At 66.8% G+C, this 25,068-nt stretch carries 16 protein-coding genes; 12 read left to right on the forward strand and 4 right to left on the reverse strand.

Annotation, left to right across the window (positions count from 1 at the left end; all coding sequences use genetic code 11):
• Positions 1-84: 84 nt before the first annotated feature.
• Positions 85-1,017, forward strand: a complete 933-nt coding sequence (locus FS507_RS08135) for an NAD-dependent epimerase/dehydratase family protein (protein ID WP_145942291.1) — start codon at positions 85-87, stop codon at positions 1,015-1,017.
• 21 nt (positions 1,018-1,038) lie between these two features.
• Here FS507_RS08135 and FS507_RS08140 read toward each other — a convergent pair whose 3' ends face one another.
• Entirely contained in the window at positions 1,039-2,817 is a 1,779-nt protein-coding gene (locus FS507_RS08140; protein WP_145942292.1) for an acyl-CoA dehydrogenase, read from the reverse strand.
• A 343-nt stretch (positions 2,818-3,160) separates the two neighbouring features.
• Here FS507_RS08140 and FS507_RS08145 point away from each other — a divergent pair, with 343 nt between their 5' ends.
• The 11 genes from FS507_RS08145 (at position 3,161) to FS507_RS08195 (ending at position 21,526) form a co-directional block, all read left to right on the forward strand.
• Entirely contained in the window at positions 3,161-5,236 is a 2,076-nt protein-coding gene (locus FS507_RS08145; RefSeq protein WP_145942293.1) for a glycosyltransferase, read from the forward strand.
• On the forward strand, positions 5,236-5,763 hold the full coding sequence (locus FS507_RS08150; RefSeq protein WP_145942294.1) for a phosphatase PAP2 family protein: 528 nt from the start codon (positions 5,236-5,238) through the stop codon (positions 5,761-5,763). Before FS507_RS08145 ends, FS507_RS08150 begins: the two co-directional genes overlap by 1 nt.
• A complete protein-coding gene (locus FS507_RS08155) occupies positions 5,760-6,860 on the forward strand; it encodes a decaprenyl-phosphate phosphoribosyltransferase (RefSeq protein ID WP_145942295.1) in 1,101 nt (366 codons plus the stop codon). The genes FS507_RS08150 and FS507_RS08155 overlap by 4 nt, the downstream gene beginning before the upstream one ends.
• 140 nt (positions 6,861-7,000) lie before the next feature.
• The gene (locus tag FS507_RS08160) at positions 7,001-8,050 is read left to right on the forward strand and encodes an alpha/beta hydrolase (protein WP_145942296.1); all 1,050 of its coding nucleotides are present in this window, start codon (positions 7,001-7,003) and stop codon (positions 8,048-8,050) included.
• Positions 8,051-8,133: 83 nt separating this feature from the next.
• Positions 8,134-8,838 carry a PAQR family membrane homeostasis protein TrhA gene (gene trhA / locus FS507_RS08165; protein ID WP_145942297.1) on the forward strand — a complete coding sequence of 235 codons (705 nt, stop codon included), beginning with the start codon at positions 8,134-8,136 and terminating at the stop codon, positions 8,836-8,838.
• 271 nt (positions 8,839-9,109) lie between these two features.
• Positions 9,110-11,083 carry an alpha/beta hydrolase-fold protein gene (locus FS507_RS08170; protein WP_145942407.1) on the forward strand — a complete coding sequence of 658 codons (1,974 nt, stop codon included), beginning with the start codon at positions 9,110-9,112 and terminating at the stop codon, positions 11,081-11,083.
• Positions 11,080-11,607 (forward strand): DUF732 domain-containing protein, encoded by a 528-nt coding sequence (locus tag FS507_RS08175; RefSeq protein WP_145942298.1) that lies wholly within the window; start codon positions 11,080-11,082, stop codon positions 11,605-11,607. The genes FS507_RS08170 and FS507_RS08175 overlap by 4 nt, the downstream gene beginning before the upstream one ends.
• Positions 11,608-11,740: 133 nt before the next feature.
• The gene (locus tag FS507_RS08180; RefSeq protein WP_145942299.1) at positions 11,741-12,670 is read left to right on the forward strand and encodes a cutinase family protein; all 930 of its coding nucleotides are present in this window, start codon (positions 11,741-11,743) and stop codon (positions 12,668-12,670) included.
• 97 nt (positions 12,671-12,767) lie between these two features.
• Entirely contained in the window at positions 12,768-14,660 is a 1,893-nt protein-coding gene (locus FS507_RS08185; RefSeq protein ID WP_145942300.1) for a FadD32-like long-chain-fatty-acid--AMP ligase, read from the forward strand.
• A 229-nt stretch (positions 14,661-14,889) separates the two neighbouring features.
• Positions 14,890-19,890 (forward strand): polyketide synthase Pks13, encoded by a 5,001-nt coding sequence (pks13, locus tag FS507_RS08190; RefSeq protein ID WP_145942408.1) that lies wholly within the window; start codon positions 14,890-14,892, stop codon positions 19,888-19,890.
• A 19-nt stretch (positions 19,891-19,909) separates the two neighbouring features.
• Positions 19,910-21,526 carry an acyl-CoA carboxylase subunit beta gene (locus FS507_RS08195; protein ID WP_145942301.1) on the forward strand — a complete coding sequence of 539 codons (1,617 nt, stop codon included), beginning with the start codon at positions 19,910-19,912 and terminating at the stop codon, positions 21,524-21,526.
• 101 nt (positions 21,527-21,627) lie between these two features.
• On the opposite strand, the gene FS507_RS08200 is transcribed toward FS507_RS08195, so the two are convergent.
• The 3 genes from FS507_RS08200 to FS507_RS08210 all read right to left on the reverse strand — a co-directional run bounded on the left by FS507_RS08200 (position 21,628) and on the right by FS507_RS08210 (position 25,004).
• Positions 21,628-23,088, reverse strand: a complete 1,461-nt coding sequence (locus FS507_RS08200; RefSeq protein ID WP_145942302.1) for a DUF6114 domain-containing protein — start codon at positions 23,086-23,088, stop codon at positions 21,628-21,630.
• A complete protein-coding gene (locus tag FS507_RS08205) occupies positions 23,088-23,657 on the reverse strand; it encodes a DUF6230 family protein (RefSeq protein WP_145942303.1) in 570 nt (189 codons plus the stop codon). Before FS507_RS08205 ends, FS507_RS08200 begins: the two co-directional genes overlap by 1 nt.
• 129 nt (positions 23,658-23,786) lie before the next feature.
• Positions 23,787-25,004: an MFS transporter gene (locus FS507_RS08210; RefSeq protein WP_145942304.1), complete on the reverse strand. Its 1,218-nt coding sequence runs from the start codon at positions 25,002-25,004 to the stop codon at positions 23,787-23,789.
• Positions 25,005-25,068: the final 64 nt, after the last annotated feature.

The following is a 25,068-nucleotide window of genomic DNA, read 5'->3' on the forward strand; positions in this document are numbered from 1 at the left end:
CGGCCGGACTAGTGTTGACAATGATTACATTGATGTTTACGGTGTCATCATAGTGAGACAGACAGTCGACGAAAGGCACGACCCATGCAGACCATTCTCGGCGCGAACGGGCAGATCGGAACCGAGCTCGCCCGCGAGCTGCACGACAACTACACCACCGACATCCGGCTCGTCAGCCGTCACCCGAAGAAGCTGCACGACACCGATGAACTGATCGCGGCTGACCTCATGAATGCAGGGGAGACCGACGCTGCGGTCGCGGGCAGCGACATCGCGTACCTCACCGTGGGCCTGCCCCCGGACAGTGAACTCTGGGCCGAGCAGCTCCCCACCATGATGAAGAACACCATCGACGCCTGCGAGAAGCACGGCGCCAGGCTCGTCTTCTTCGACAACACCTACATGTACCCGATGACCAGCGAGTCGCAGACGGAGAACACACCGTTCGCCCCGAACGGCAGTAAGGGCCGCACCAGGGCCGCGATGGCCACGATGCTCCTGGAGGCCATGGAGCAGGGCAGGGTCGAGGCCGTCATCTGCCGCGCCCCGGAGTTCTACGGTCCCGGCAAGACCCAGAGTTTCACCAACTCCCTGGTGTTTGACGCCGTCGCGGAGGGGAAGAAGGCTCGGGTGCCGTTGAGCGCCGACACCAGGCGCAGTCTCATCTGGACTCCGGACGCCAGCCGGGCCATGGCCCTGATCGGCAACACCGACTCCGCCTACGGCCAGACGTGGCACCTCCCCGTCGACAAGGAACGCGTCACGTACAAGGACCTCGTCCGTCTCGCTTCACAGGAGTGGGGACGTGAAGTCGGCTATTCCGTGGTGCCGAAGGTCGCGTTCGCTGTCGGGCGCCTGTTCAGCAAGAACGTCCGAGAGCTCTGGGAGCTCCTGCCGCGCTATGCGGTGGACAATATCTTCGTCTCCGACAAATTCGCCGAGGCGTTCCCGGACTTCCGGGTCACCACGTACGCCGAAGGCGTCGCTGCGCTCCAGCGGGAGCGGGCGACGTCATGACCCCGGCCCGGCAGAGATCCGTCAGAGGACGCTCTCGTCCAGGTCGTTGAAGAGTGAGTCGGGGTTCCCCAGTCGGTCGAGGACGGGGTCGACCTTTGGTAGTTCGCGGGTGAAGAAGTACTCGGTGGCAGCCCGTTTGCCGGCCGCCAACGGCGAACCTGCGGCGTCGGCGGCGCGCACCATGTCCAGCCAGATCCAGGCGACGACGATGTGACCGGTGGCCTCCAGGTAGTCCGTGGCATGTGCCAGTGCGGCTGCGGCATCACCGTCCTTCCACAGGGCCTGGGTGACGCTGACGAGGTGTTGCAACCGGTCGGCGAGGGCGGACGAGTAGTCCGGGAACGTGTCGGCGGTGGCCGTGACCGTCGCCGTGACGGTGTCGACGAGCAGTTGCAGGCCCGCACCGTTCTTCATCACGACTTTGCGTCCCAGCAGGTCCTGGCCCTGAATGCCGTGCGTTCCCTCATGGATGGGGTTCAGACGGTTGTCGCGGTAGTACTGCTCCACGTTGTAGTCGCGGGTGTAGCCGGCGCCGCCGAGCACCTGGATCGCCAGGTCATTGGCTGCGGGGCCGTACTGGGAGGGGAAGCTCTTCACGACGGGGGTGAGGACGTCCAGAAGCAGTTCCAGACGGTCGCGTTCATCGCCCGAGGCGACGGACGCGAGGTCCACCAGGTGCGCGGCATAGAGACACAGTGCCATGGAGCCTTCGGCGTAGGACTTCTGTGCCAGCAGCATGCGGCGTACATCGGCATGCTCGATGATCGGCACCTGGGGCTGGGCCGGATCCTTCGCCCCGACCGGACGTCCCTGGGGGCGGCTCCGGGCGTAGTCCAGCGACTCGAGGTACCCGGTCATCGCCAATGCCGCGGCACCGGCACCGACACCGATCCGTGCCTCGTTCATCATGTGGAACATGTACTGCAGGCCACGGTTCTCCTCGCCGACGAGATAGCCCACTGCGCCCGCAGAGCCACCGGGGGTGTGGGCGCCTTCGCCGAAGTTCAGGAGGGTGTTGGTGGTCCCGCGGTAGCCCATCTTGTGGTTCAGGCCAGCCAGGACGACGTCATTGCGCTCCCCGGACTTCAGGAACTTCGGGACGATGAAGAGACTGAGACCCTTCACGCCGGCCTCCGCCGGGCCGGTGCGGGTGAGCACGAGGTGAATGATGTTGTCGGTCATCTCGTGGTCGCCGCCGGAGATCCACATCTTCGTGCCGCTGATCCTCCAGACATCGTCCGGGTCCCCGTCGATCTTCCGGGCGCGGGTCTTCACGTCCGACAGGGATGATCCGGCGTGCGGTTCAGAGAGACACATCGTCCCGCTGAACTTCCCGGCGAGCTGGGGGACGGCGTAGTCGGCGATCTGTTCCGGGGTGCCGTGCGCGATCAGCAGCGCGGCGTTCCCCATCGTCAGCATCGGGTAGGCGGAGGAGGAGATGTTGGCCGCCTGGGCCCAGGCGAAGCATGCGCGTGAGACGGTGAAGGGCAGGTCGACTCCACCGTGCTCCTCTCCGAAGGAGGCGGCGGCGAGCCCGGACTCGGCGAAGGCCCTGAGTGCCGGGGCGATCGCCTCGTGGGTGTGCACCCCTGAAGCGTCGAATGTCGGTTCATCCAGGTCCGAGGCGCGCAGGTGGGGGCGGAACCATGTTGCGGCGAGGTCACGCGACGCGTCCAGCATGGCGTCGAATGTCTCGCGGGAATGGTCGGAGAACCTGTCGTGCTCGGTCAGCGACTCGACATTGAGCCAGTCGTAGAGGAGGAAGGAGAGGTCGTCGCGGGAGAGGATGTCAGCTGCCATGCTTTCCGATGGTAAACGACCCGGCATACTCCCGCGTAGTTTTCAGGCTCGGGTCTGTCGGAGCCTGCGCGGCAGACCCGTCTGTCAGCCGGGCAGGGGTACGGTACGTTCTGAGGGCTGAAATCGACCGTCACCTCTGCCGTCTCACCGGCAGGTCTGCCACCTCGCCGCACTGCCGAGCCCGAATCCCGGCCCGGTCGCGCATTCCGCTCTGCACCCGACCCGCCGCACCTCGCAGGCGATTCACAGCAAGATTCAGCGTGCCCGACTACGTCTGCACCGCTCCGATGGGGAATAATCGTCGGCGTACAACTGTCTAGTGTGAGGCCGGCGTAGAAAATAAATGAGCGCAACCACCGAGATCAGCCAGTCCAGGGATGCCGACACGTCTCCTGAGCAGCAGGACCACCAGTACGATCCCCGGCGTCTCGCCCGGATCATCCTGCCGAAGCGTGGCGAGCCGAGGGACGTCCGCTCCCTCTACATCGTCGAGGACGAGGGGTCCCAAGGGCGGGTCACGGCCCTGAGCCGCACTGCCGCACGTATCCCGGCCGGGGCCGAGGTCAGTTTCGAGACGTACTTCAACGGTTTCCCGGCCTCTTACTGGCGCCGTTGGAGCCAGCTCGACGAGGTGCAGCTGCGGGTCGACCTGACCGGTGACGCCCGCATCGACATCTACCGTTCGAAAATCGACGGCTCGCGCATCGCCGTGACCGGCGGTCTCGTCGAGGTCGACGAGACCGGGCACGGAGTCGCCGAGTTCACGATGTCCCTCGCGCCTTTCGAGGACGGTGGCTGGATCTGGTTCGACATCACCTGTGAGTCGGAGACCACGATCCACAGCGCCGGATGGTTCGCCACCGAAGATGCCGCCGAGCAGCGCGTCGTCTCGGATACCGTGGTGACCGACCCCTCTACCGGGGAGAAGAAGACCCTCAAGGAGGGCGACCTCCTGCCGGCACCCGAGCCGCGGGTGACCATCGGCATCCCCACCTTCAACCGTCCGTCCGACGCCGTCGCCGCGCTGGAGGCGCTGTCGTCCGATCCGGTGGTCGACTCCGTCGTGGACGCGTTGATCATGCCGGACCAGGGGACGAAGCACCCGAAGGACGAGCCGGGCTTTCCGGCCGTCGAACAGCACTACGGGGACCGGCTGCGTATGCCGGTCCAGGGCAACCTCGGCGGTTCCGGCGGCTACTCGCGCATCATGTACGAGGCCCGCCACCCGGAGCGAGGCACTGACAGCCCGTTCATCCTCTACATGGACGACGACATCGCCATCGAGCCGGACAGTGTGCTGCGTGCCCTGGCGGCGTCGCGGTACGCGTCCTCCCCGATGCTGGTCGGTGGGCAGATGCTGAACCTGCAGGAGCGCAGCCACCTGCACACCATGGGTGAGATCATCGACCGCGGCAGTTTCATGTGGACGGCTGCACCGCACACCCACTACGACCACGACTTCTACAACCACCCGCTGCGCGACCGCGGCGAGTACGGCCGGACCCCGTCGGGGGAGTACCGGGACTCGAAGGACCTGCACCGTCGCATCGACGCCGACTACAACGGCTGGTGGATGTGCATGATCCCGCGGGTCGTCGCGGACACCATCGGTCAGCCGTTGCCGCTGTTCATCAAGTGGGACGACGGCGAGTTCGGGCTGCGCGCCCGCGACCACGGGTTCCCCACCGCGTCCTGGCCCGGTGTCGCCATCTGGCACATGGCGTGGTCCGACAAGGACGACGCGATCGACTGGCAGGCGTACTTCCACCTGCGTAACCGGCTCATTGTCGCCGCGCTGCAGCACGAAGGCAGCCCCACGGGCATCATCGCCTCGATGACGAAGGCCACCGCCAAGCACCTGATGTGCCTGGAGTACTCCACCGTGGCGATCCAGAACGAGGCGATGAAGGACTTCCTCGCCGGGCCGGACCAGCTCTTCGAGATCCTGGAGACCGCCCTGCCGCGCATCAACGCACTGCGCAAGCAGTACCCGGACGCCGTGGTCATCCCGTCGTCCTCCGTCCTGCCGCACGCGGACGGTGGCCCGGCGAAACTGACCGACATCCCGTTGACCCCCGTGGCCAAGGTCACTCGGCTGGCCAAGGTCGTGGCGAACAACCTCCGCCAGGCCGATCCCCACCACCATGAGGTTCCGCAGGTCAACCTGCCTCCGATCGAGGCCCGCTGGTTCTCGCTCGGCCGACTCGACGGCGTCACCGTGACCACGGCTGACGGCACCGGCGTGGTCTACCGCAAGCGTGACCGGGACAAGGCCCGGGAACTGGCGCGGGAGTCCGCCCGTCTGCAGAAGGAGGTGGCGACCCGCTTCGACGAGATGCGGCAGCGCTACCGTGTCGCGCACCCCGAACTGACCAGCGTGGACGCCTGGGCCCAGATCTTCGAGCCGGGGGAGAGCTGATGAGCGGGACGGAGGCGGACGTCCTCGTCGCTGTGCAGGACGCACTCCTCACGGACTCCTCCGACCGGGTCGTACTGGGCGCGGCCCGGGGGCTGAGTCACTTCGGTGAGCACGCACTGGGCTGGTTCGCGCTGGCCGGCGCCGGCGCCGTGGTCTCGGCCGCCCGTGGACGGACGGCTGCACCGTGGGTGGAACTCGGGGTGTCCGCATTCACCGCCCACGCCGCCTCGGTCGTCCTGAAGAGGATCGTCCGTCGCCGACGCCCGTCGGACCCGCGGATCCGTGTCGGTGTCGGCACTCCGTCGCGGCTGAGTTTCCCCTCGTCCCACGCGACGTCGACAGCCGCAGCGTTGACGGCGCTGAGCCGGATCACCGGCTCGCGCCTGCCGCTCGCCGGCGTGCCGGTGATGATGGCCTCCCGCCTCGTCCTCGGCGTGCATTACCCCACCGACGTCCTCGCCGGAGTTGTCCTCGGTGTGGCGACGGAGAAGACCGTCCACCGAACTGCGAAGGAGATCAAGCGATGACTCGTCCCGGGACGGATCCGGAATTCGACCCCACCGAGACCCACGACACCAATGAGCGTCCGGGTGAACGCCAGGCGTTCATCGGTTCGGAACCGCACACCTCCGGGCTCGAGGAGCCGGCGGCGTGGGAGGACCAGACCTACGCCCGGCAGGAGTCAGAGGAGACTGCTGCAGGGGCAGGCCACCGCGCGCCCCGGAATCTCCCCGAGGCGATGATCAAGGCGCTCCGCCCCAAGCAGTGGGTCAAGAACGTCCTGGTGGTCGCGGCCCCGGCTGCCGCCGGCGGCGACCTGCTCTTCCAGGGGCGGGTGATCACCGACATCATCATCGCCTTCGTCGTGTTCTGTCTCGGCGCATCGTCGATCTACCTGGTCAACGACGCCAAGGACGTGGAGTCCGACCGTCAGCACCCCACGAAGCGGTTCCGCCCCATCGCGGCGGGTGTCCTGCCGGTGGGGCTGGCCTACGCCATGGCGGTCATCCTCATCATTGCCGCGGTGGGCCTGAGTTTCCTGGCCTCCAACGGCGGATCCCTGGCGATCGTCATCGGCGTGTACATCGTCCTGCAGCTGGGGTACTGCTTCGGATGGAAGCACCAGCCGGTGATCGACATCGCGTTGGTGTCGTCGGGGTTCATGCTGCGCGCCATGGCCGGTGGTGTGGCGGCGAGCATCGACCTCTCACAGTGGTTCCTGCTGGTCGCGGCCTTCGGTTCGCTCTTCATGGCGGCCGGTAAGCGGTACGCGGAGCTGAAACTGTCGCTGCGCTCGGGTGCGAAGATCCGCAAGTCGCTGGAGAGTTACACGCCGACCTACCTGCGGTTCGTGTGGACGCTGTCTGCCACGGCCGTGGTCCTGGCCTATGCCCTGTGGGGTTTCGACATGAGCCAGCAGCACCCCGGCCACGCCTCGGTCTGGTACCAGGTCTCGATGGTTCCGTTCACCGTCGCGATCCTGCGTTATGCCGCGGACGTCGACCGTGGCGAAGGTGGCGCGCCGGACGAGATCGCGCTGAGTGACCGGACGCTGCAGGCGCTGGCCCTGATCTGGGTCGCGACGATTGCGGTCGCTGTCTACGTGATTCCGGCTGTCACCTAGCTGGATGAACCCTGGCGTAACGCTTGGTGTCGCCTTGACGATATTCTTGGCGGAAAAGATCACTGTTTGGTAACGTTCCGAACACTGTAGGCACCGACGGCAGCGACGACGCCGTCTGAAAAACGCAAGCAAAGGAAAACATGACGACTGCCACCGGAAAGCACCGGTCCGCGACCGGCTCGCTGGGCCGCAAGATCATGGCCCTGATCGTCGCGATCGGCACGGCCTTCGGGTTGGCCAGTGTCGTGGCTCCGAGCGCCTCCGCCGACGACCGTGGGATTCTCGGCCCCCGTTGCAGCTGGGCGAACTACAACTTCTACGTCCAGAACTGCTGGTTCTACTCCGCGGCGATGGGCCAGGACATCCAGGTCCAGATCAAGCGCTCCAACAGCGACGCAGCGATCTACCTGCTCGACGGGCTGCGCGCCCGGGACGACTGGAACGCCTGGACCTACCTGGGCCACGGCGTCGACCAGTTCGTGAACGATGACGTCAATGTCGTCATGCCGGTCGGCGGCGCCTCCCAGTTCTACGCGGACTGGATCGGACCGTTCAACGGCTCCACCACCCCGAAGAAGCCGCGGTGGGAGACCTTCCTGACCAGCGAGCTGCCGGCGCAGCTGGCACAGAACTTCGGCATCAGCCAGAACAGGAACGCCCTGGTCGGACTGTCGATGGGCGGTACCGCCGCGATCAACCTCGCGTCCCGCCACCGCAACCAGTTCAAGCAGGTCACCTCGCTCTCGGGCTACCTGAACACCACCGCACCGGGCATGTACATGGCCCTGCAGTTCGCCATGAACGAAGGTTCCCCGGGTGCGAACATCTGGGACATGTGGGGCCACCCGGTGCACCCGACCCGCTTCGCCAATGACCCGCTGCTGAACGCCCCGAAGCTGGGGGGCATGCCGGTGTACGTCTCCGCCGCAGCCGGTATCCCCGGTCCGCGGGACGACTTCATGGCCAACCCGGTCGGCGGTATCGCCGGTATCGGCCTGGAGTGGGCGTCGCGCGGTTCCACGGCGACCTTCGAACTGGCCGCCCGGGCCTCCGGTGCGAACGTGACCGCCAGCTACCCGGCCGTCGGCGTGCACAACTGGACGCTGTGGACCCCGGAGCTGCAGAAGGCTCGTCCGAAGATCCTCGACGCACTGAACGTGTGCTACCGCGCAGGACAGGTGGTCTGCTGATCAGCAGGTAGCTGACGAATCGGACCGTCACGGCCCGGGAGATGACTGACATCTCCCGGGCCGTAGGCATACACTGAACAAGTATGGAAACAGAAGCGAACGGTTCAGGGGAGCGCCGCGGGTTGCGGCCGGTGGACCGAGGAGCGCGCCCCTATCTGCGTGGGCGCCTCCACGAGAATGCTGCGTGGTATTTCGGTGGGACGGGTACAGCCCTGACCGCCACGGCGTTCATCCTCCACGGCAACACGACCCTGTCGTGGGTGACCGCGCTGTACACCCTCTGCCTGATCGGACTGTTCGCGGTGTCTGCGCTGTACCACCGTGCACCGTGGCGCAGTGAAGCCACCGTGCGGGCGTGGCGGCGTGCCGACCATTCGATGATCGCGATATTCATCGCGGGCACCTACGGTCCCATCGCCGTATTCGCCTTCGACTCCTGGTCGGACGGGTTGTGGATACTCCCGGTCTGCTGGGTGCTCGCCATCGCTGCGGTGGCGATGAACATCTTCTGGATCGGACATCCACGCTGGCTGGATGTCATCGTCTACCTGGCGCTCGGGTGGCTGGCGGTCCTGAAGCTGGGCGGTTTCATCGGGGCGATTCCCGTGGTGCCCGGCATGCTCATCGTGCTGGGTGGCGTCATCTACTCCCTGGGTGCCGTGGTCTACGGACGCCGACGGCCGAATCCGTCGGCCCAGTGGTTCGGCTTCCACGAGGTGTTCCACGCTGCGACGATCGTGGCCGGGGGACTGCACCATGTGGCGATCTGGATACTCGTTCTGGTGTAGGTGGGGGTGCTACACTTTCGACAGAAACTAAGTCTCAAGTAAAACTTCAAGGTTTTGGCGTGTTGTCCCGGGAAACCGGCGACCTGATTGCCATAATTGCCGGTGTTGCCGTCACGGTTGACCGTGGCGGACACCGGTTCCGACCGGACGTCGGCAGTGGGAGGGGAACCCGTTGCCGGGGCCCGGTGGGGACGGTGGGGCATGTCGCGCCACCGTCGCCGACACTGCCGATGCCGTCGAGACGTACCTACGAAGGAAGAACGCCACCACCATGAGAATCGCTGCGAATACCCGCACCGGGAAGTCCCCCGCCAGCCGTCCGTCCCGACGGACGTCACGGCGCGTCGGTGCCGCCGTCCTGGCGCTGCCGCTGTCGGTGGCGCTCGCCCTTCCCCTCGCGGCCCCGGCCGCTGCGCAGGGCCCGGGATCGGGCACCAGTTATCTCGAGCCTGACGAGATCCCGGAGCGCAAACCGCAGTCTGTCGAGGCAGGGCAGGACCTTCCCGGACTGCCCGAGGGCGTCGACGTCGACCGCATCGAGTGGATGTCCGACCGGTGGGCGAACGTCTACATCAACACCCCCTCCATGCCGGAAGAGCCGGTGCTGGTGCAGATTCTCCTGGCGCGCGACTGGTACAGCCAGCCGGACCGCGACTTCCCCTCGGTCTGGGCATTGGACGGCCTGCGGGCGCGCGATGACGAGTCAGGCTGGACGCTGGCCACGAACATCCAGCAGTTCTACGCCGACAAGAACGTCAACGTCGTCATGCCGGTCGGTGGCAACTCGTCCTTCTACACGGACTGGGACCAGCAGCCGGAGGACGGCAAGACCTACAAGTGGGAGACCTTCCTGACCCAGGAACTCCCGGCTGTGCTGCGCGAGGGGTGGCGAACCTCTGAACAGCGTGCCGTCACCGGCATTTCCATGGGCGGTACCGCCGCGATGAACCTGGCGCAGCGGCACCCGGAACTCTTCCAGTTCGTCGGGTCTTTCTCCGGCTACCTGGACACCACGTCGACCGGCGTTCCGCAGGCGATCAACTACGCCACGAACGACGGTGCCGGCTATGACGCGCAGCGCATGTGGGGCCCGTACGGGTCCGAGCGGTGGAATGAGAATGACCCGAAGCAGCACACCGGCAACCTGAAGGACATGACGGTCTACGTGTCCGCCGGTAACGGCAATGCGGGACCCTACGACGAGGAGGGCCCGATCCCCGGCTATCCGGCGAACCCTGCGGCGTTCGGACTCGAGGCGATGTCGCGGATGACGACCCAGACATTCGTCCGTGCGGCGCAGGCTGATGACGTCGATGTCATCGCCAAGTACCGGGACTCCGGCACGCACGACTGGCCGTACTGGCAGTACGAGATGACGCAGGCGTGGCCCTACATTGCCCAGACTTTCGGCCTGTCCGAGGAAGACCGTGGCGTGAAGTGTGCTGCCGTGGGCAAGATCGCCGAGGCCGAGAAGCGTCAGCGCAGCCAGAACCTCGGGACCTGCACCACCAATGAGTACGACGCAGCCAACGGTGGCAAGGTCCAGGACTTCCGTAACGGACGTGTCTACTGGAAGAAGGACGCCGACAAGGCATGGGCGACCTGGGGTCGTATCGGTGCCCGCTACTCCGCGATGAACGGGCCGTCCAGCTGGTTGGGCTACCCGACCAGTGAGGAGCAGGCTCTCAAGGGCGGGTTCCTGCAGCGTTTCGAGAACGGCATCATCTACTGGACGCCGGAGACGGGTGCGGTCGAGGTGAAGTCTGACATCGTTGATGCGTGGGGCAAGCACGGCTGGGAGACCGGAAGCTTCGGTTACCCGACGGCTCCTGCGCAGCAGGTTGCCGGCGGCGGTGCCGTCCAGCAGTTCCAGAACGGTGTCGCCGTGCGGGACAAGGACGGCAAGGTCCGCATGGTCGAGGGCAAGATCGGCGAGAAGTACATCGAGGCCGGCGGCCCCGCCGACTCCGGCCTGGGCTTCCCCCGTTCCGAGGAGAAAAAGGTCAGCGGCGGTTCGTTCACTGAGTTCGAGCACGGGAACATCTACTGGTCAGCCTCCACCGGTGCCCACGTCATCAAGTACGGAAAGATCTTCGACGCCTGGGGCGAGGACAAGTGGGAGCAGGGCCGCTTCGGCTGGCCGGTCGAGGACCAGCAGGGCATCCCCGCAGGTGGCGAGGTCGTGAAGTTCCAGAACGGCGAGATCCGCGAGATCAACGGCAACATCCAGAAGGACCCGCGATGAGTATCCGAAACTCTGCTGTCAGAAAGGTCGGCTCGGTGGCGGCCGCTCTGGTGCTGGTCGGTTCCGTGGCGGCCTGTGGTGGCGACTCCACCGTGGACAGCGACGATGACGCGCAGGGCAGCAGCGTCCCCAGCGTGAGCTCATCACCGTCGGGCTCGGAGACATCTTCGCCGACCTCGACCTCGGCCCCGGCGCCAGACACCGGGTCGGACGGGGACGCTCCGCGTGACGGAGAGGTCAACGAGGTCGAGGAGCCCGGTGGAGAGGCCGCGCCCCGTACCAGTGAAGACGACGCATTCCTCGATCAGCTGAAGGACAATGACATTGATCTGGAGGATTCCGCGATCCAGGACCAGGTCATCGCCGCCGCGCGGGAGCAGTGCCTGGCCAACGAGGAAGGCCGTGACGGTTTCGCCGTCCCGATGATCGCCGGCCAGCTCGAGGTGCAGGAACTCACGACGCTCTCTGCGGAGGATGCTGAGCGCATCATCGTTGAGGCAGCGGAGAGCAACTACTGCGGCTGATCCGGCTGCTCCTCTCCACCCGCCCCGGAAGTGTTACCACCTCCCGGGCGGGTGCACTCGTACGGGACGGTCCGTCAGTCCTGACCGGAGGCTGCCAGATCTCTGCCAGGAACACCGGGTACTCTGACTGGCCATGAGAAAGTTCCTCACCATCGCGGCGGCCCTCATTCTCGCCGTCGTCCTGGTCATCGGTGTCGGCACCTGGATCAACCGTGGCCCCGATGACTCCGCAGGTCCCGGGCCGACCCGGACCACGGATCCCGAGCAGCCGACGTCCTGCCCCGACTACCAGCTGTTCGCCGCACCCGGCACGTGGGAGTCGACGGTAGACGACGATCCGATCCACCCGTCGTCGCGCCCACACTCGCTGCTGCTCAACGTCACCCAGCCGTTGCAGGAGGAGTACGGCGACGGGGTGGACGGCGGCCAGCTCAAGAGTTGGACGCTTCCCTACGCCGCACAGTTCCGCAACATCCAGGCGCTGCGCGAGATGTCGTACGACGACTCGCGTAACCAGGGGTACGCGAGGCTCGAAGGCGAAATGACGGCCGTTCACGAGAGCTGCCCGGCGACCCGCATGATCATCGTGGGATTCAGCCAGGGAGCGGTCCTGGCCGGCGATCTCGCCACCGCCATCGGCAACGGGCAGTCCACGGTTCCCGCTGACGCGGTCGCCGGCGTCGCCCTGATCGCCGACGGACGACGCGAGGACGGCAAGGGCGAGCTCGTGGGCAGCCCCGACGTCACGGGAATCGGCGCGGAGATCGCCTTGAGCTCGGTCGGTGCGCTCATCGGACCGATCGTGCCGGGTGCGTCGATGCGAGGCCCCCGGCCGCAGGACTTCGGTGCGCTACAGGACAACACCCTGCAGTTCTGTGCCCCGGCGGACCTGGTGTGCAGCGCACCCCGGGACATCGGCAACGCCGTGCAGCGGGCGAATGACCTCATCGACGCCAACAAGGTGCATGCCGAGTACTCCAGCAACGGCACCGTCGTCGACGGTGGCACCGTCCCGGAGTGGATCAACAACTGGGTCCGCGACATCATCGACGAAGGGCGGTAATACCCGCAGACCGACGGTTGAGACGATAGAGTTCGTTAGAGTTCTTTGCAGAAAGCAACACGACGAACGCTACGCACACAGTAATGAGGGATACCTGATGGACATCAGCGCCGCGATGGCACAGTTCTACGACGACAAGGGCGAGATCGCGATCCCGGATCAGCTCTCGCTCTCCGCCATGTGCGAGATGCTGTACTCGATGGCACAGATGGAGGGGGCGGTGGACACCCCGCTGATCACCTTCCACGATTTCAGCGGCAGTGCTGAAGGCGAGACTGTCACCTGGACCCGCGCCGAGGTCAACACCCGCATCAAGGCGGTGTGTGTCAGGCTCCAGCAGGTCGCCGAGCGTGGCGACCGGGTCGCCATCCTCGCCAACAACAGCCCCGAGTACCTCTTCGGGTTCATGGGCGCCCTGTATGCCGGCACCGTCCCGGTGCCGCTGTACGATCCCACGGAACCGGGCCACGCCGACCACCTGTCCGCCGTCCTGGGGTCCTCCACCCCTACGGTGGTGCTGACGAACAAGACGTCCGCAGGGCATGTCCGTAACCACTTCTCCTCCCTCCCCTCCGCCGAACGTCCGCGCGTGCTGACGATCGACGCGCTGCCGGACTCGCTCGCCGAGGAATGGCAGAACCCGATGATGGCGATGATGGAGAACCCGGAGCTCGCGCCGAAGTCGAGCGACCCGGCGTTCCTGCAGTACACCTCCGGTTCGACCCGCACCCCCGCCGGTGTGGTGCTGACCCACCGCAGCATCGTGACCAATGTGCTGCAGGTCTTCCAGGCAGCGCAGCTGAAGACCCCGCTGCGTCTGGTGAACTGGCTTCCCCTCCACCACGACATGGGCATCATCCTGTCGGCGTTCGTGCTGATTCTGGGGATTCCGCAGGACCTCATGGCCCCGCGTGACTTCATCCAGGATCCGGGGCGCTGGATCGGACAGCTCGGTGACCGCGGCGACGATCTCAACGTGTACACCGCGGTGCCGAACTTCGCCCTGGAGCTCGCCTCGCGTTACGCCGACCCGGCGAAGCGGTCCGACCTCGCCGACGTCGACCTGAGCCACGTCGAGGGCATCATCAACGGTGCGGAGGCCGTCAGCCTGCAGTCCGTGGACCGGTTCTGCGACGTCTTCGGGCCGTACGGGTTCCGTCGGTCCACGATGCGCCCGTCCTACGGTCTGGCCGAGGCGACCGTCTTCGTCACCACCCCGCAGACCGAGGAGCGTCCGAAGCTGCGGGTCTTCGACCGCGAGAAGCTCGCCGAGGGACAGGCCGTGGAGGTGTCCGCGGACGCCGAGAACGCCGTGCCGATCATGAGTGTCGGTGAGCCCGGCCCCTCACTGTTCATGCCGATCGTCGACCCCTCCTCCGGTGAGGAACTCGCCGAGGGGACCGTCGGCGAGGTGTGGCTCAACGGCGGCAACATCGCCGCCGGCTACCTCGACCGCGAGGACGACACCACCGAAGCCTTCCGCAACTCCCTGCCCGCCGACAAGCGACTCTCGCAGGGATCCGCCGCTGAGGGCGCTCCGGAGGACAACTGGCTGCGTACCGGCGACCTCGCCGTCGTGGTCGACGGCCAGCTCTACATCACCGGCCGTATCAAGGACCTCGTCGTCGTCGCGGGTCGTAACCACTACCCCCAGGACATCGAGGCCACCGCCGCAGACGCCACCGGGGGGCACGTCCTGCCGGGTGTCCTCGCAGCGTTCGCCGTGAGCGGTGAGCTCATCGAGAACGCGGCCGGGGGTGACTCCGGCTCCGAGCAGCTGGTGATCGTCGCCGAGCGTGACCCGGAGGCGTCCGCCGAGGGCGACGCTGAGGCCGTCTCGGCCATCCGGTCGGCCGTCACCGCCACACACGGCGTCCAGCCCGCCGACATCCGCATCGTCGACGAGGGCACGATCCCCCGGTCGTCAGCCAACAAGATCGCCCGCCGGGTCTGCGCCAAGGCCTATCTCGACGGTCGGTTCGACCGGTAGTCGACTAGAGTGGGCGACGTCCTTTTTGTAGCGTGGCGACGGCCACCGTCGATGTCACGTTGACGGTGGCCGTCGCGCCCGTTCTGGTCACCTCTCCTCTTCTGTCCGTCATGAAATAAGGATGATCTTCTCCGAAATGTCTGAAACGTCTGGAACGTCTGGAACGTCTGGTACCCCCGGGAACGAGAACGCCCGTGCCGCTGAGCCGGCGCCCACCACGGCCGCCGGTATGCGTGGCTGGTTGCGTGACTGGGTGCAGTCCACGACCGGTCTGGACGTCGCCGACATCACCGACGACAGGCCCATGGAGGAGTTCGGACTGTCCAGCCGGGATGTCGTGGTGCTCTCCGGGGAGCTGGAACGGCTCACCGGGGTCTCCCTCGACGCCACCGTGGCCTACGAGTACAACACCATCGCCGCACTCGCCGGCTTCGTCCTCGCCGGCGGAACGCGCGCTGCCCGGGGAGTCGCCGGTGGCCACCGCACACAGCGTCAGGACGGTGCCCAAGGTGGCGGACTGAACCCGGAGGACCGCCAGATCGCCGTGGTCGGCATGGCGGGCCGCTACCCGGGCGCGGACGACGTCGACGCCATGTGGCGAATGTTCGAGCAGGGCCGCAGCGGCGTCGGTGAGCTGCCGGAGGGGCGCTGGAGCGAATACGGAGATGACCCGGAGATGTCCCGGCGGATGGCCGAAGCCGTTCTCACCGGCGGCTACATCGACGACATCGCCTCCTTCGACGCGGAGTTCTTCGGACTGTCACCGGTCGAGGCCGCGAACATGGACCCTCAGCAGCGCATCCTGCTCTCGCTGACCTGGGAGGCGCTGGAGGACGCCGGCATCCCGGCGAACAGCCTGCGTGGCAGCGACGTCGGTGTCTTCATGGGCACCACGAACAACGACTACGGCATGCTCATCAGCGCGGACCCGACCGAAGCACACCCGTACGCGCTGACCGGTAACTCGAGCGCCATCGTCGCCAACCGCATCTCCTACGCCTTCGACTTCCGCGGCCCGTCGGTCGCGATGGACACCGCCTGCTCATCGTCACTGGTGGCCATCCACCAGGCGGTGCGGGCGCTGCGGGACGGTGACGCCTCGGTCGCGGTCACCGGCGGGGTGAACCTGCTGGCGAGTCCGTTCGCCACGATCGCATTCTCGGAACTCGGTGTCCTGAGCCCGACCGGGGGGATCCGGGCGTTCTCCGACGACGCCGACGGCATCGTCCGGTCCGACGGTGCCGGTGTCGTCATCCTCAAGCGTCTCTCGGACGCCCGACGTGACGGTGACGACGTGCTCGCCGTCATCGCAGGCTCGGCCGTGAACCAGGACGGGCGGTCCAACGGACTGACCGCCCCGAACCCGGAGGCGCAGGCCGCGGTCCTCGACGCCGCATACGCCGACGCCGGCATCGACCCGTCCCTGGTCGACTACGTCGAAGCCCACGGCACCGGAACCATCCTCGGTGACCCCATCGAGGCGGGTGCGCTGGGCCAGGTGCTCGGCGCTGACCGGGACGTGGCGTCGCCACTGCTCCTCGGCTCGGCGAAGACGAACTTCGGACATACCGAGGCTGCCGCCGGCGTCGCCGGTGTCATCAAGGTCGTCTCGGCGATGCGCCGCGGCGTGCTGCCCCCGACCGTCAACTTCACCGGCCCGAACCCCTACATCGACTTCGACCGTGAGCGGCTCGAAGTCGTCGAGGACCCGCGTGAATGGCCCGAATACTCCGGTGCGCCGGTCGCGGGAGTCTCCGGCTTCGGTTTCGGCGGCACCAACGCCCACGTCGTTCTCGTCGCTCCTGAGGGCGCGGCACCGGCGGAGGACGCTGCGGCGCCCCTCCCGGACGTGATCGACTGGGCAGGGGTCCAGGACAGTACAGACAGCACAGAGGGCACCGACGAGTCCGGTGAGGGTCGTCCGCTGCCGCGACTGATCCCGGTGTCCGGGCTGCTGCCCTCCCGCCGCCGGACCGCTGCCGCCGACCTGGCCTCCTGGCTGGAAAGTAAGTCGGACGCGTCGGCCAACGCCGTACTCGCCGGCACCGCAGCGGTCCAGGGGGACCGCAACCACGGGCGTTCCCGGGGAGTGGTGCTGGCACACGACACCGCTGAGGCGGTCGCCGGGTTGGGCCGGCTGGCCGAGGGCAAGAAGGGTGCCGGAATCTCCGTCGCCGACAGCCCCGAACGCGAGGGTGCGGTGTGGGTCTTCTCCGGCTTCGGCTCACAGCACCGCAAGATGGGCAAGGAACTCCACGCCCTGTCCCCGCAGTTCGCGTCACGGCTCGACGAGATCGACGAGGTCGTGAAGCGCGAGTCCGGTTTCTCCGTGGTCGAGTTGATCCTCGACGACGCACAGAACTTCGGCACCGAGACCGCCCAGGTCGGTATCACCGCGATCCAGATCGCCCTGACGGACCTGATGACCGGGATCGGCCTGCGCCCCGCCGCGATCGTCGGTCAGTCCATGGGTGAGATCGCCGGTGCCTACGCCGCGGGCGGACTGTCCATGGAGGACGCCGTCACCGTCGCCTGCCACCGCGCCCGGCTCATGGGTGAGGGCGAGACCCTCCTGCCGGAGGACAGGCAGGGGGCCATGGCGGTCGTGGAACTCGGTGTCGAGGACCTCGTGGAGTTCCAGAAGGAACACCCGCAGTTCGCCGCCGTGGAGCCCGCCGTCTACGCCGCGCCGGGTATGACCACCGTCGGTGGACCGGCGCAGCCTGTCGCCGATCTCGTCGAGCACCTGGACGGCCAGGGCAAGTTCGCCCGCATGCTCAAGGTGAAGGGCGCCGGCCACACCAGCATGCTCGACCCCATCCTCGGTGAACTCCACGCTGAGATCAGCGGCATCACACCGCTGCCGATCCATACCCCGGTGTACAGCAGTGTCGACCGCGGAGTGGTGTACAGCCCGGGTGCCGTCCTGCACGACGCCGACTACTTCCTGCGCTGCACCCGGTACTCGGTGTGGCTCTCGGACGCCACCGGCCTGCTCTTCGACGAGGGGTTCCGCACTTTCGTGGAGTTCTCCCCGAACCCGGTGGCCCTGATGCCGATGATGAACACGGCCTTCGCCCACAACGCCGGCGAATCAAGCCTGATGTACCTGCTCAAGCGCAAGGAACCGAGCATCGACACTCTGCTGGCCACGGTCGGCGAACTCTGTGTGCGCGGTGCCGACGTCGACTTCCGTCGTCTCAACTCCGTGGACGGTGAGCCCGCGCGACCCGGGCGTGCCGTCTCCGGCATTCCGGGTGTGCACTGGAACCTGCAGCGTTACTGGACCGCGGCACGTCCCGGTGGCGGCTCGGTCCGTGGCATCCCGGGGCGCCGTGTCGCGTTGCCGGACGGACGGACAGCGTTCGCTGTCGCCGCAGCGGAAGTGCCCAGTGTCGACGCTGTCGCCGAGGCTGCCGCGCGGGCGGTGGTCCCGGATGCGGTGATCGCCGCGGTGGAGACCTACGGGACCCTGCCGACTGACGGCGAGGTCACCACCCTGGTCACCCGTACGCTCGGTGGGTTGAGCGTGCACGTCTACGCGATGGACGGTGCTGCCGGTGCTGCGGGTGCAGAGGGAGCCGGTGAGTCCCGCCTGGCCGGTGAGGCCTTCGCCGCGTCGCCCACCACGGGTGTCGCCGCAGCGGCCTCCCGTGCTGTCCAGGAGGCGCAGGACGGGCAGAACACCGGTAACCCGGCGCATCCGACTGGGCCGACCGGGCCGACCGGGCCGTCGTCGAGCCGGAACTCCCTGCCGTCGGTGGACACTGACGCCGAACGCTGGAGCCCGGAATCCGGCGAGAGCGTCGCCGACCGGCTGCGCAGCATCGTCTCCGAATCAATGGGCTACGACATCGACGACCTGCCCGGGGAACTGCCGCTGATCGACCTCGGACTGGACTCCCTGATGGGCATGCGCATCAAGAACCGGGTCGAGTACGACTTCGCCCTGCCCCCGCTGAATGTGCAGGCGCTGCGCGACGGGTCCGTCGACGAGGTCATCGCCCTGGTCGAGCAGATGGTGCACGAGAGCAGGGCCGAGACCGCCGAGACCGTCGAGTCCGGTGGAGACTCCGGTGGTTCTGCTGACGCCGCTGACGCACCCGCAGCCCGCTCCGCGGGGCGTGCCGGGAACGGTGAGGGTGTCGGTGTGGCGCCCCGTGACGCCTCCGAGCGCATGGTCTTCGGTACCTGGGCGTCGCTCACCGGAGCGGCCCCGGCCGGCGTGACCAGCACCCTGTCTGAGATCGACGCCGAGACCGCCGCCGCGATCGCCGCGCGGTTGAGCGAGCGCTCCGGCGCGGACATCACCGCCGGGCAGGTCAGTGCGGCACGGACCCTGGAGCCGCTGGCCAACCTCGTGCGCGACGTCTTCGAGACGTCCGTGGACGGCAACATCCGTGTCCTGCGGGCCCGTCCCGAGGGATCGGAGAGCCCGGCGGTCTTCGTGTTCCACCCCGCCGGTGGATCCAGCGTGGTCTACGAGCCCCTGACCCGTAGGCTGCCCTCCGACGTCCCGGTCTACGGTGTCGAGCGCCTGGAAGGTTCACTCGACGAGCGCGCCGACGCCTACGTCGCCGACATCACCGCACTGGCGGACGGCCGTCCCGTGGTGCTCGGCGGCTGGAGCTTCGGCGGTGCTCTGGCGTTCGAGGTCGCCCACCGCCTGGAGAAGTCCGGCGAGGTGAGCGTCGGACATCTCGAACTGCTCGACCTGGTCCGGCCGGCGAACCCGGCACCGGACACGACCGAGGAGATGCACGCCCGCTGGGACCGGTACTCCGCCTTCGCGAAGAAGACCTACGGCATCGACATGCCGGTGCCGCACGACCTGCTCGAGAGCCAGGGTGAGGAGGCGCTCATCGGGATGATGAGCATGTTCCTGCAGAACACCGACGCCTCCTCGCACGGTCTCGCCGCCGGCGTGCTGGAACACCAACGGGCCAGTTTCGTCGACACCCGCATCCTCAACACGCTGGACTTCGAGCGGTGGGCCGAGGTGACCGCCCCGGTGACCCTCTACAAGTCGGAGGGGATGCACGAGGGTGCGATCGAGCTGGAACCGTCCTTCGCCGAGATCCCCGCCGACGGGGGTTGGGACGGCGTCGTCGACGACCTGGAACTCGTCCAGCTCGCCGGTGACCACCTGGCCGTGCCCGATGAGCCCTCGATCGGCATCGTGGGCGCCCGGATCACCGAGCACCTGCGCGACATCTCCGAGCGGAACTGAGTGCGATAGCGTGGAACCCATGACAGGAACACCGGAACACCCCTGGTTCGGCGATGAGACCGTCGCCGCGGAACGCACCGCACCGGGTACAGGAAGGTCCACCGCCGAAAAGCTGGAGGACCTGCACTCCCGGTTGGAGGAGGCCCAGGATCCCGGTAGCGAACGCGCGCGGCAGAAGCGCGATGAGGCGGGCGGCACGACCCCACGTCAGCGTATCGACGCGTTGTTGGACGAGGGGTCGTTCACCGAGATCGGTGCACTCGGGCGTACCCCGGGAGATCCGGAGGCACCCTACGGCGACGGCGTCGTCACCGGGTACGGCAGAGTCGACGGTCGTCCCGTCGCCGTCTACGCCCACGACAAGACCGTGTACGGCGGATCGGTCGGCGAGACCTTCGGCAAGAAGGTCTGCGAGGTCATGGACATGGCGACCCGTATCGGTTGCCCGGTCATCGGCATCAACGATTCCGGTGGCGCCAGGATCCAGGACGCGGTGATGTCACTGGCGATGTACTCGGAACTGTCGCGGCGCCAGCTCCCGTTGTCGGGGCAGTCGCCCCAGATCTCGATCCTGCTCGGCAACTGCGCCGGCGGTGCCGTGTACGCCCCGGCGACCACCGACTTCCTGGTGGCGGTGGAGGACCAGACGACGATGTTCGTCACCGGCCCCCAGATCATCGAGTCCGTCACCGGTGAGAAGATCAGTATGCAGGACCTCGGCGGCGCCCGCGTCCAGGCCGCCAACGGGAACATCAGCTACGTCGGCAGCGACGAGGACGACGCCTTCAGCTACGTCCGCGAACTCCTCGCACACCTGCCGAGCAGCGCCTTCGAGGCGACTCCCTACACTCCCGCGCCGCCGGACACCCTCAACGAGCGGGACGCCGAACTCGTCGACCTGATTCCGGACGACCCGAACTCCGGCTACGACATGATGGACGTGCTCACCCGGATCTTCGATGACGAGGACGTGCTGGAGGTCCAGCCGGACTACGGTCAGAACGTGATCACGGCGTTCGCCCGTATCGACGGTCGTTCTGTCGGGGTGGTCGCCAACCAGCCGATGTCGTTGGCGGGCTGCCTCGACGCCGAGGCCGCGGACAAGGCGTCCCGGTTCATCCGGATCTGCGACGCCTACAACATCCCGCTGGTGTTCGTGGTGGACACCCCCGGCTACCTGCCGGGCGCGGAGCAGGAGAAGCTCGGTCTGATCCACCGCGGCGCCCGGCTGGGCTTCGCCATGGTGGAGGCCACGGTGCCGAAGATGACCGTGGTGGTGCGCAAGGCGTTCGGCGGCGGCTATGCGGTAATGGGGTCGAAGAACCTCGGTGCCGACGTGAACCTGGCCTGGCCGACCGCGCAGATCGCGGTGATGGGTGCCGAGGGTGCGGCCGTGATGATCCAGGGGCGTCAGCTTGCCGCGATGCCGGAGGAACAGCGTCCCGCGGCGAAGAAGATGTTCATGGACTTCTACAACGCCAACATGACCAGCCCGTATGTGGCCGCGGAGCGCGGTTACGTCGACGAGATCATCGATCCGTCGCAGACGAGGTTGCGGTTGCGTCAGTCGCTGCGGCTGCTGCGGGACAAGCAGGTGCTGGAGCCGGAGAAGAAGCACACCATCATGCCGATGTGACCGGGGGCGGGCGCCCGGGGCACCTGGTTCGTCACCGAGAAATGAGAACGACCCCGGACAGTGAATCTGTCCGGGGTCGTTGTCGGCTTCAGGTGTGAGGGTCAGTTCTCGTGCCAGGGGCCGATGTCCTTGTGCGGGAAGTCCATGTGGTCTGACATCACATGGTAGGTCTCCAGGTTGACGTCCAGCACGCGGGTTTCCGCGGACAGGAGGTCGGGCAGCCCCAGTCCGATCTTCGACAGTTCCGCGGCAATGTCGTCGGGAGCCCAGTCGGCGTTGATCGTGATGGGGACCATGGTGTCGACACCGAGCAGCTCCAACGTCATCGTCAGTTCCTGGACGAAAATGTGGAAGTTACCGGTCAAGGTGCTTGTCGCGCCTTTGGTGTCGTCCAGCAGGTCCGGGCCCAGCGAGTTCGGGAACTGCACACGCAGGTTCTCCATGACGGCCTGGTCGGCGTCGATGCGGATCGCCTTCTTCGGGCCCTGCATCGTGTCGATGGTGACGTAGGACAGTTTCATTCCGGGGGTCATCTTCGCCGTGTCGGTCTTGATGGTGAAGGTACCGCCGAAGGGGGCCCGCATATTCGCCACCGGTTCCGGCGGAGCCACGTTCAGTCCCGGAATCTCCACCCCCAGTGACTCCAAAGAGTTGTCCAGGCCGTCCTGCAGTTCGTTGCCGTCGGGGAGACGGAACTGCGGGAGGTTCAGGTCGGGGGCCTCGGGCAGGTCGGGCAGGTTGGGCAGGCGGGGGCTGTTGTCCGCCCCGTTCTGCCCGCCGTCGGTGTTCCCGTCTCCGTCCTCGCCGTTGTTTTCGTTGCCCTGGCCCGGGATCTGGAGCTCCGGGAGCTGGATATCGGGCAGGCCGGGGATCTGTGCGCGGGCGTCGGGGGTCTGGATCCCGACGCCGACTGTCACTGCCGCGAGGACAGCGATGACCGACTTGGCGGTTCCTGCACCCGGCGCGGACTTCTTGCCGGCCTTCTCTGCTTTCCGCGCCTTCTTGGCTTCCTTCTTCTCGGTCTTCTCCGCTTTCGCGTCCTGTCGGGACTGGGGGTCCCAGGCCAGGGCGAGGGCGCCACCGATCAGTCCGAGGATCAGGCCGATGCCGAAGCCGCCGAAGTTCGACTGCCAGAGAGCCAGAATGGACAGGATGATCGCCGCGACACCGGCGAGGATCCGTCCTTCACCGCGGAACCAGCACATCAGGCCGCAGGTGATCAGCAGAATGCCGATGACCAGGGTCGAGACGCCTCCCATGGTGGAGATCTGGATCTGGATGTTGGACACCGAGAAGGAGAGGTAGGCCGGAGCCATGATCACGATGCCGGCCAGCATCATCAGTAGTCCGGCACCGAAGGGACGCCCCTTGCGCCACCGGCTGAACCGCCGGTTCTGCTTCTCGAGCTTCTCTGAACGGGAATCCGTCGCAGCGTCGGTGTCGGCGCCGGTGGCGCCGGGGGCGCTGTCGTCGACGGCGTCGATGGACCGGGTGGTCTCGGTGGAGTCCTCGGCTCCGTCGGCCCCGTTCACGCCCGAGGGCGTGGTGGAGTCGTCAGGCATCAGCACTCAGCCTCGTCGACGTTCACGACACCCACCTTGGCGCCGGCGGCGGTCAACTTGTCCGCAGAGATAGATGTTGCCTTGATGACCTGGTCCCAACCGTTGAGTGCTTCCGCATGCAGGCCCCAGGAGCCGGAGACAGCCTCATCGTCAAGCTCTCCAGCGTCCACGCCGATCTGCGCCCCCTCGAGGGTCAGGCCGCCGACGAGGCCAGGGGCACCGAGGACCAGATGCTCGGCGGTGGTGTTCTCACCGGGCACGAGCATCTGGAAGCGCTTCTCGCCCAGGCCGGGAAGATGCAGCGGTGCGGTCATGCACATGTCAGAGATCGTGGCATCCTGGAAGATGAGGCGTGCGACACCGGTGGCGCCGTCCTCCTGGTCATCGGTGCCGCCGAAAATAGTGACGTCGGTGGCGTCAAGGTTGCTGACTTCCTGGTTGAAGATGGTGTTGGACAGGGCCAGGTTGGCGGAGATGCCACCCTGGGCCATGGCCACGCCGACACCGGCCGTAGCCAGCAGTCCGACTGCCATGACCCCGGCGAACCGCTTTCCCTTGATATGTCCCATGTTCGTTCCTCCGTTGGTGAGGGACGCTGTCAGCGGACCCTCGGTTAGTAAATATGAAGCCGACTGCGGATCATCGTATCGCTGTCGTACTTGTTTCTGTGAAGAATTCGTAAATTGTAGTGTGCTGTGTCACGATCGTCCAGTCGTCCTGGTGCTGAACAGGCATAATACCAGGGCGGATATCTGTAGTACGGCGAGTGCCACGACCAGTGCCGCCCATCCGATCTGGAAGAAGTACCCGGAGAGCCAACCGATCACCGAGGAGCCGAGGTAGTAGCTCATGACATAGGTGGAGGACGCTTCCGCACGGTCCCGGTCGGCGACCTGACCCACCAGTGTCGACGCGGTCGAGTGGACGGCGAAGAAGCTGGCGGTGAACACGAGCACACCGAACACCGTGACCACCAGGTTAGGCACGAGGGCCAGGAGGAGCCCTGCGGTCGTGAGGGTGACACCGGTGACCAGGACCCGCGCGGCCCCGTACCTGGTGACGAGCGCTCCGGCGCGTGCGGAGGACCACGTGCCGGACAGGTAGAGGATGAACACCGCCCCGGCCACGGCCTCAGGGAGGCCGAACTGGCCGGTCAGGCGGAAGCCGAGGTAGTTGTACAGTGAGACGAAGACGCCCATCATCAGGAACGGGAGGATGAACAGGGCGACGAGTCGCCGGTCGTGCCAGTGTCGTCGGAAGGCGTCGAGTTCATGGCGCAGGGTGATCTTCTTGGCCACGAAGTTCCGCTGTGGCGGGAGTGCCCACGCACACACCACGCCGAGGAGGAAGGCGACGGCACCGCCGGCGAGGACGGCGCCACGCCAGTCGGTGAACTCCAGGACGCTGGACGGGACAAGCCGTCCCAGCAGGCCACCGAGAGTCGTCCCGGCGATGTAGAGACCCATGACACGTCCCAGGTGATCCTGGCGGATCTCCTCGGACAGGAAGCTCATCATCACCGCCGGCACCCCGGCGACGGCGATGCCCTGGAGTGCGCGCAGCCCCACCAGCGTGCCGATGCCGGGCGCCGCGGCGAGGAGCAGGCTGAGCGCGGTGGCCACGAGGACGGACACCTGCAGCACCCGGCGTCGTCCGACCCTCTCGGAGAGGATGCTGACGGGGATGACCGCCACGGCGAGCATGCCGGTGGTGGCGGACACGGTCAGCGCGGCGGTGGTGGGGGAGACACCCAGCCCGTCGTGAATCGCCGGCAGGACGGACTGGGTGAGGTACATGGCGTTGAAACTCGCCAGGCCTGCGGTGGCGGCGGCGATCATGATCCGGCGGTAACCGGAGTCGCCGGGGGAGAGTCCTGCAGTGGGTCCTGCAGGAGTTTCAGAGTCGGTCGCGTCCATGTGTCCCATGGTGCTCACTCAGAGCTGACGATCATAATGCATTAACATGTTCTTTGTGTCCTGT

The organism is Corynebacterium glyciniphilum AJ 3170, from assembly GCF_007673095.1.
In the GTDB taxonomy this organism is placed as follows: Bacteria; Actinomycetota; Actinomycetes; order Mycobacteriales; family Mycobacteriaceae; genus Corynebacterium.

Bases quoted from the DNA above. Each gene is read 5' to 3' on its own strand.
- FS507_RS08135 (WP_145942291.1), top strand. From the start codon at position 85: ATGCAGACCATTCTCGGCGCGAACGGGCAGATCGGAACCGAGCTCGCC.
- FS507_RS08140 (WP_145942292.1), bottom strand. From the start codon at position 2,817: ATGGCAGCTGACATCCTCTCCCGCGACGACCTCTCCTTCCTCCTCTAC.
- FS507_RS08145 (WP_145942293.1), top strand. From the start codon at position 3,161: ATGAGCGCAACCACCGAGATCAGCCAGTCCAGGGATGCCGACACGTCT.
- FS507_RS08150 (WP_145942294.1), top strand. From the start codon at position 5,236: ATGAGCGGGACGGAGGCGGACGTCCTCGTCGCTGTGCAGGACGCACTC.
- FS507_RS08155 (WP_145942295.1), top strand. From the start codon at position 5,760: ATGACTCGTCCCGGGACGGATCCGGAATTCGACCCCACCGAGACCCAC.
- FS507_RS08160 (WP_145942296.1), top strand. From the start codon at position 7,001: ATGACGACTGCCACCGGAAAGCACCGGTCCGCGACCGGCTCGCTGGGC.
- trhA (WP_145942297.1), top strand. From the start codon at position 8,134: ATGGAAACAGAAGCGAACGGTTCAGGGGAGCGCCGCGGGTTGCGGCCG.
- FS507_RS08170 (WP_145942407.1), top strand. From the start codon at position 9,110: ATGAGAATCGCTGCGAATACCCGCACCGGGAAGTCCCCCGCCAGCCGT.
- FS507_RS08175 (WP_145942298.1), top strand. From the start codon at position 11,080: ATGAGTATCCGAAACTCTGCTGTCAGAAAGGTCGGCTCGGTGGCGGCC.
- FS507_RS08180 (WP_145942299.1), top strand. From the start codon at position 11,741: ATGAGAAAGTTCCTCACCATCGCGGCGGCCCTCATTCTCGCCGTCGTC.
- FS507_RS08185 (WP_145942300.1), top strand. From the start codon at position 12,768: ATGGACATCAGCGCCGCGATGGCACAGTTCTACGACGACAAGGGCGAG.
- pks13 (WP_145942408.1), top strand. From the start codon at position 14,890: ATGCGTGGCTGGTTGCGTGACTGGGTGCAGTCCACGACCGGTCTGGAC.
- FS507_RS08195 (WP_145942301.1), top strand. From the start codon at position 19,910: ATGACAGGAACACCGGAACACCCCTGGTTCGGCGATGAGACCGTCGCC.
- FS507_RS08200 (WP_145942302.1), bottom strand. From the start codon at position 23,088: ATGCCTGACGACTCCACCACGCCCTCGGGCGTGAACGGGGCCGACGGA.
- FS507_RS08205 (WP_145942303.1), bottom strand. From the start codon at position 23,657: ATGGGACATATCAAGGGAAAGCGGTTCGCCGGGGTCATGGCAGTCGGA.
- FS507_RS08210 (WP_145942304.1), bottom strand. From the start codon at position 25,004: ATGGACGCGACCGACTCTGAAACTCCTGCAGGACCCACTGCAGGACTC.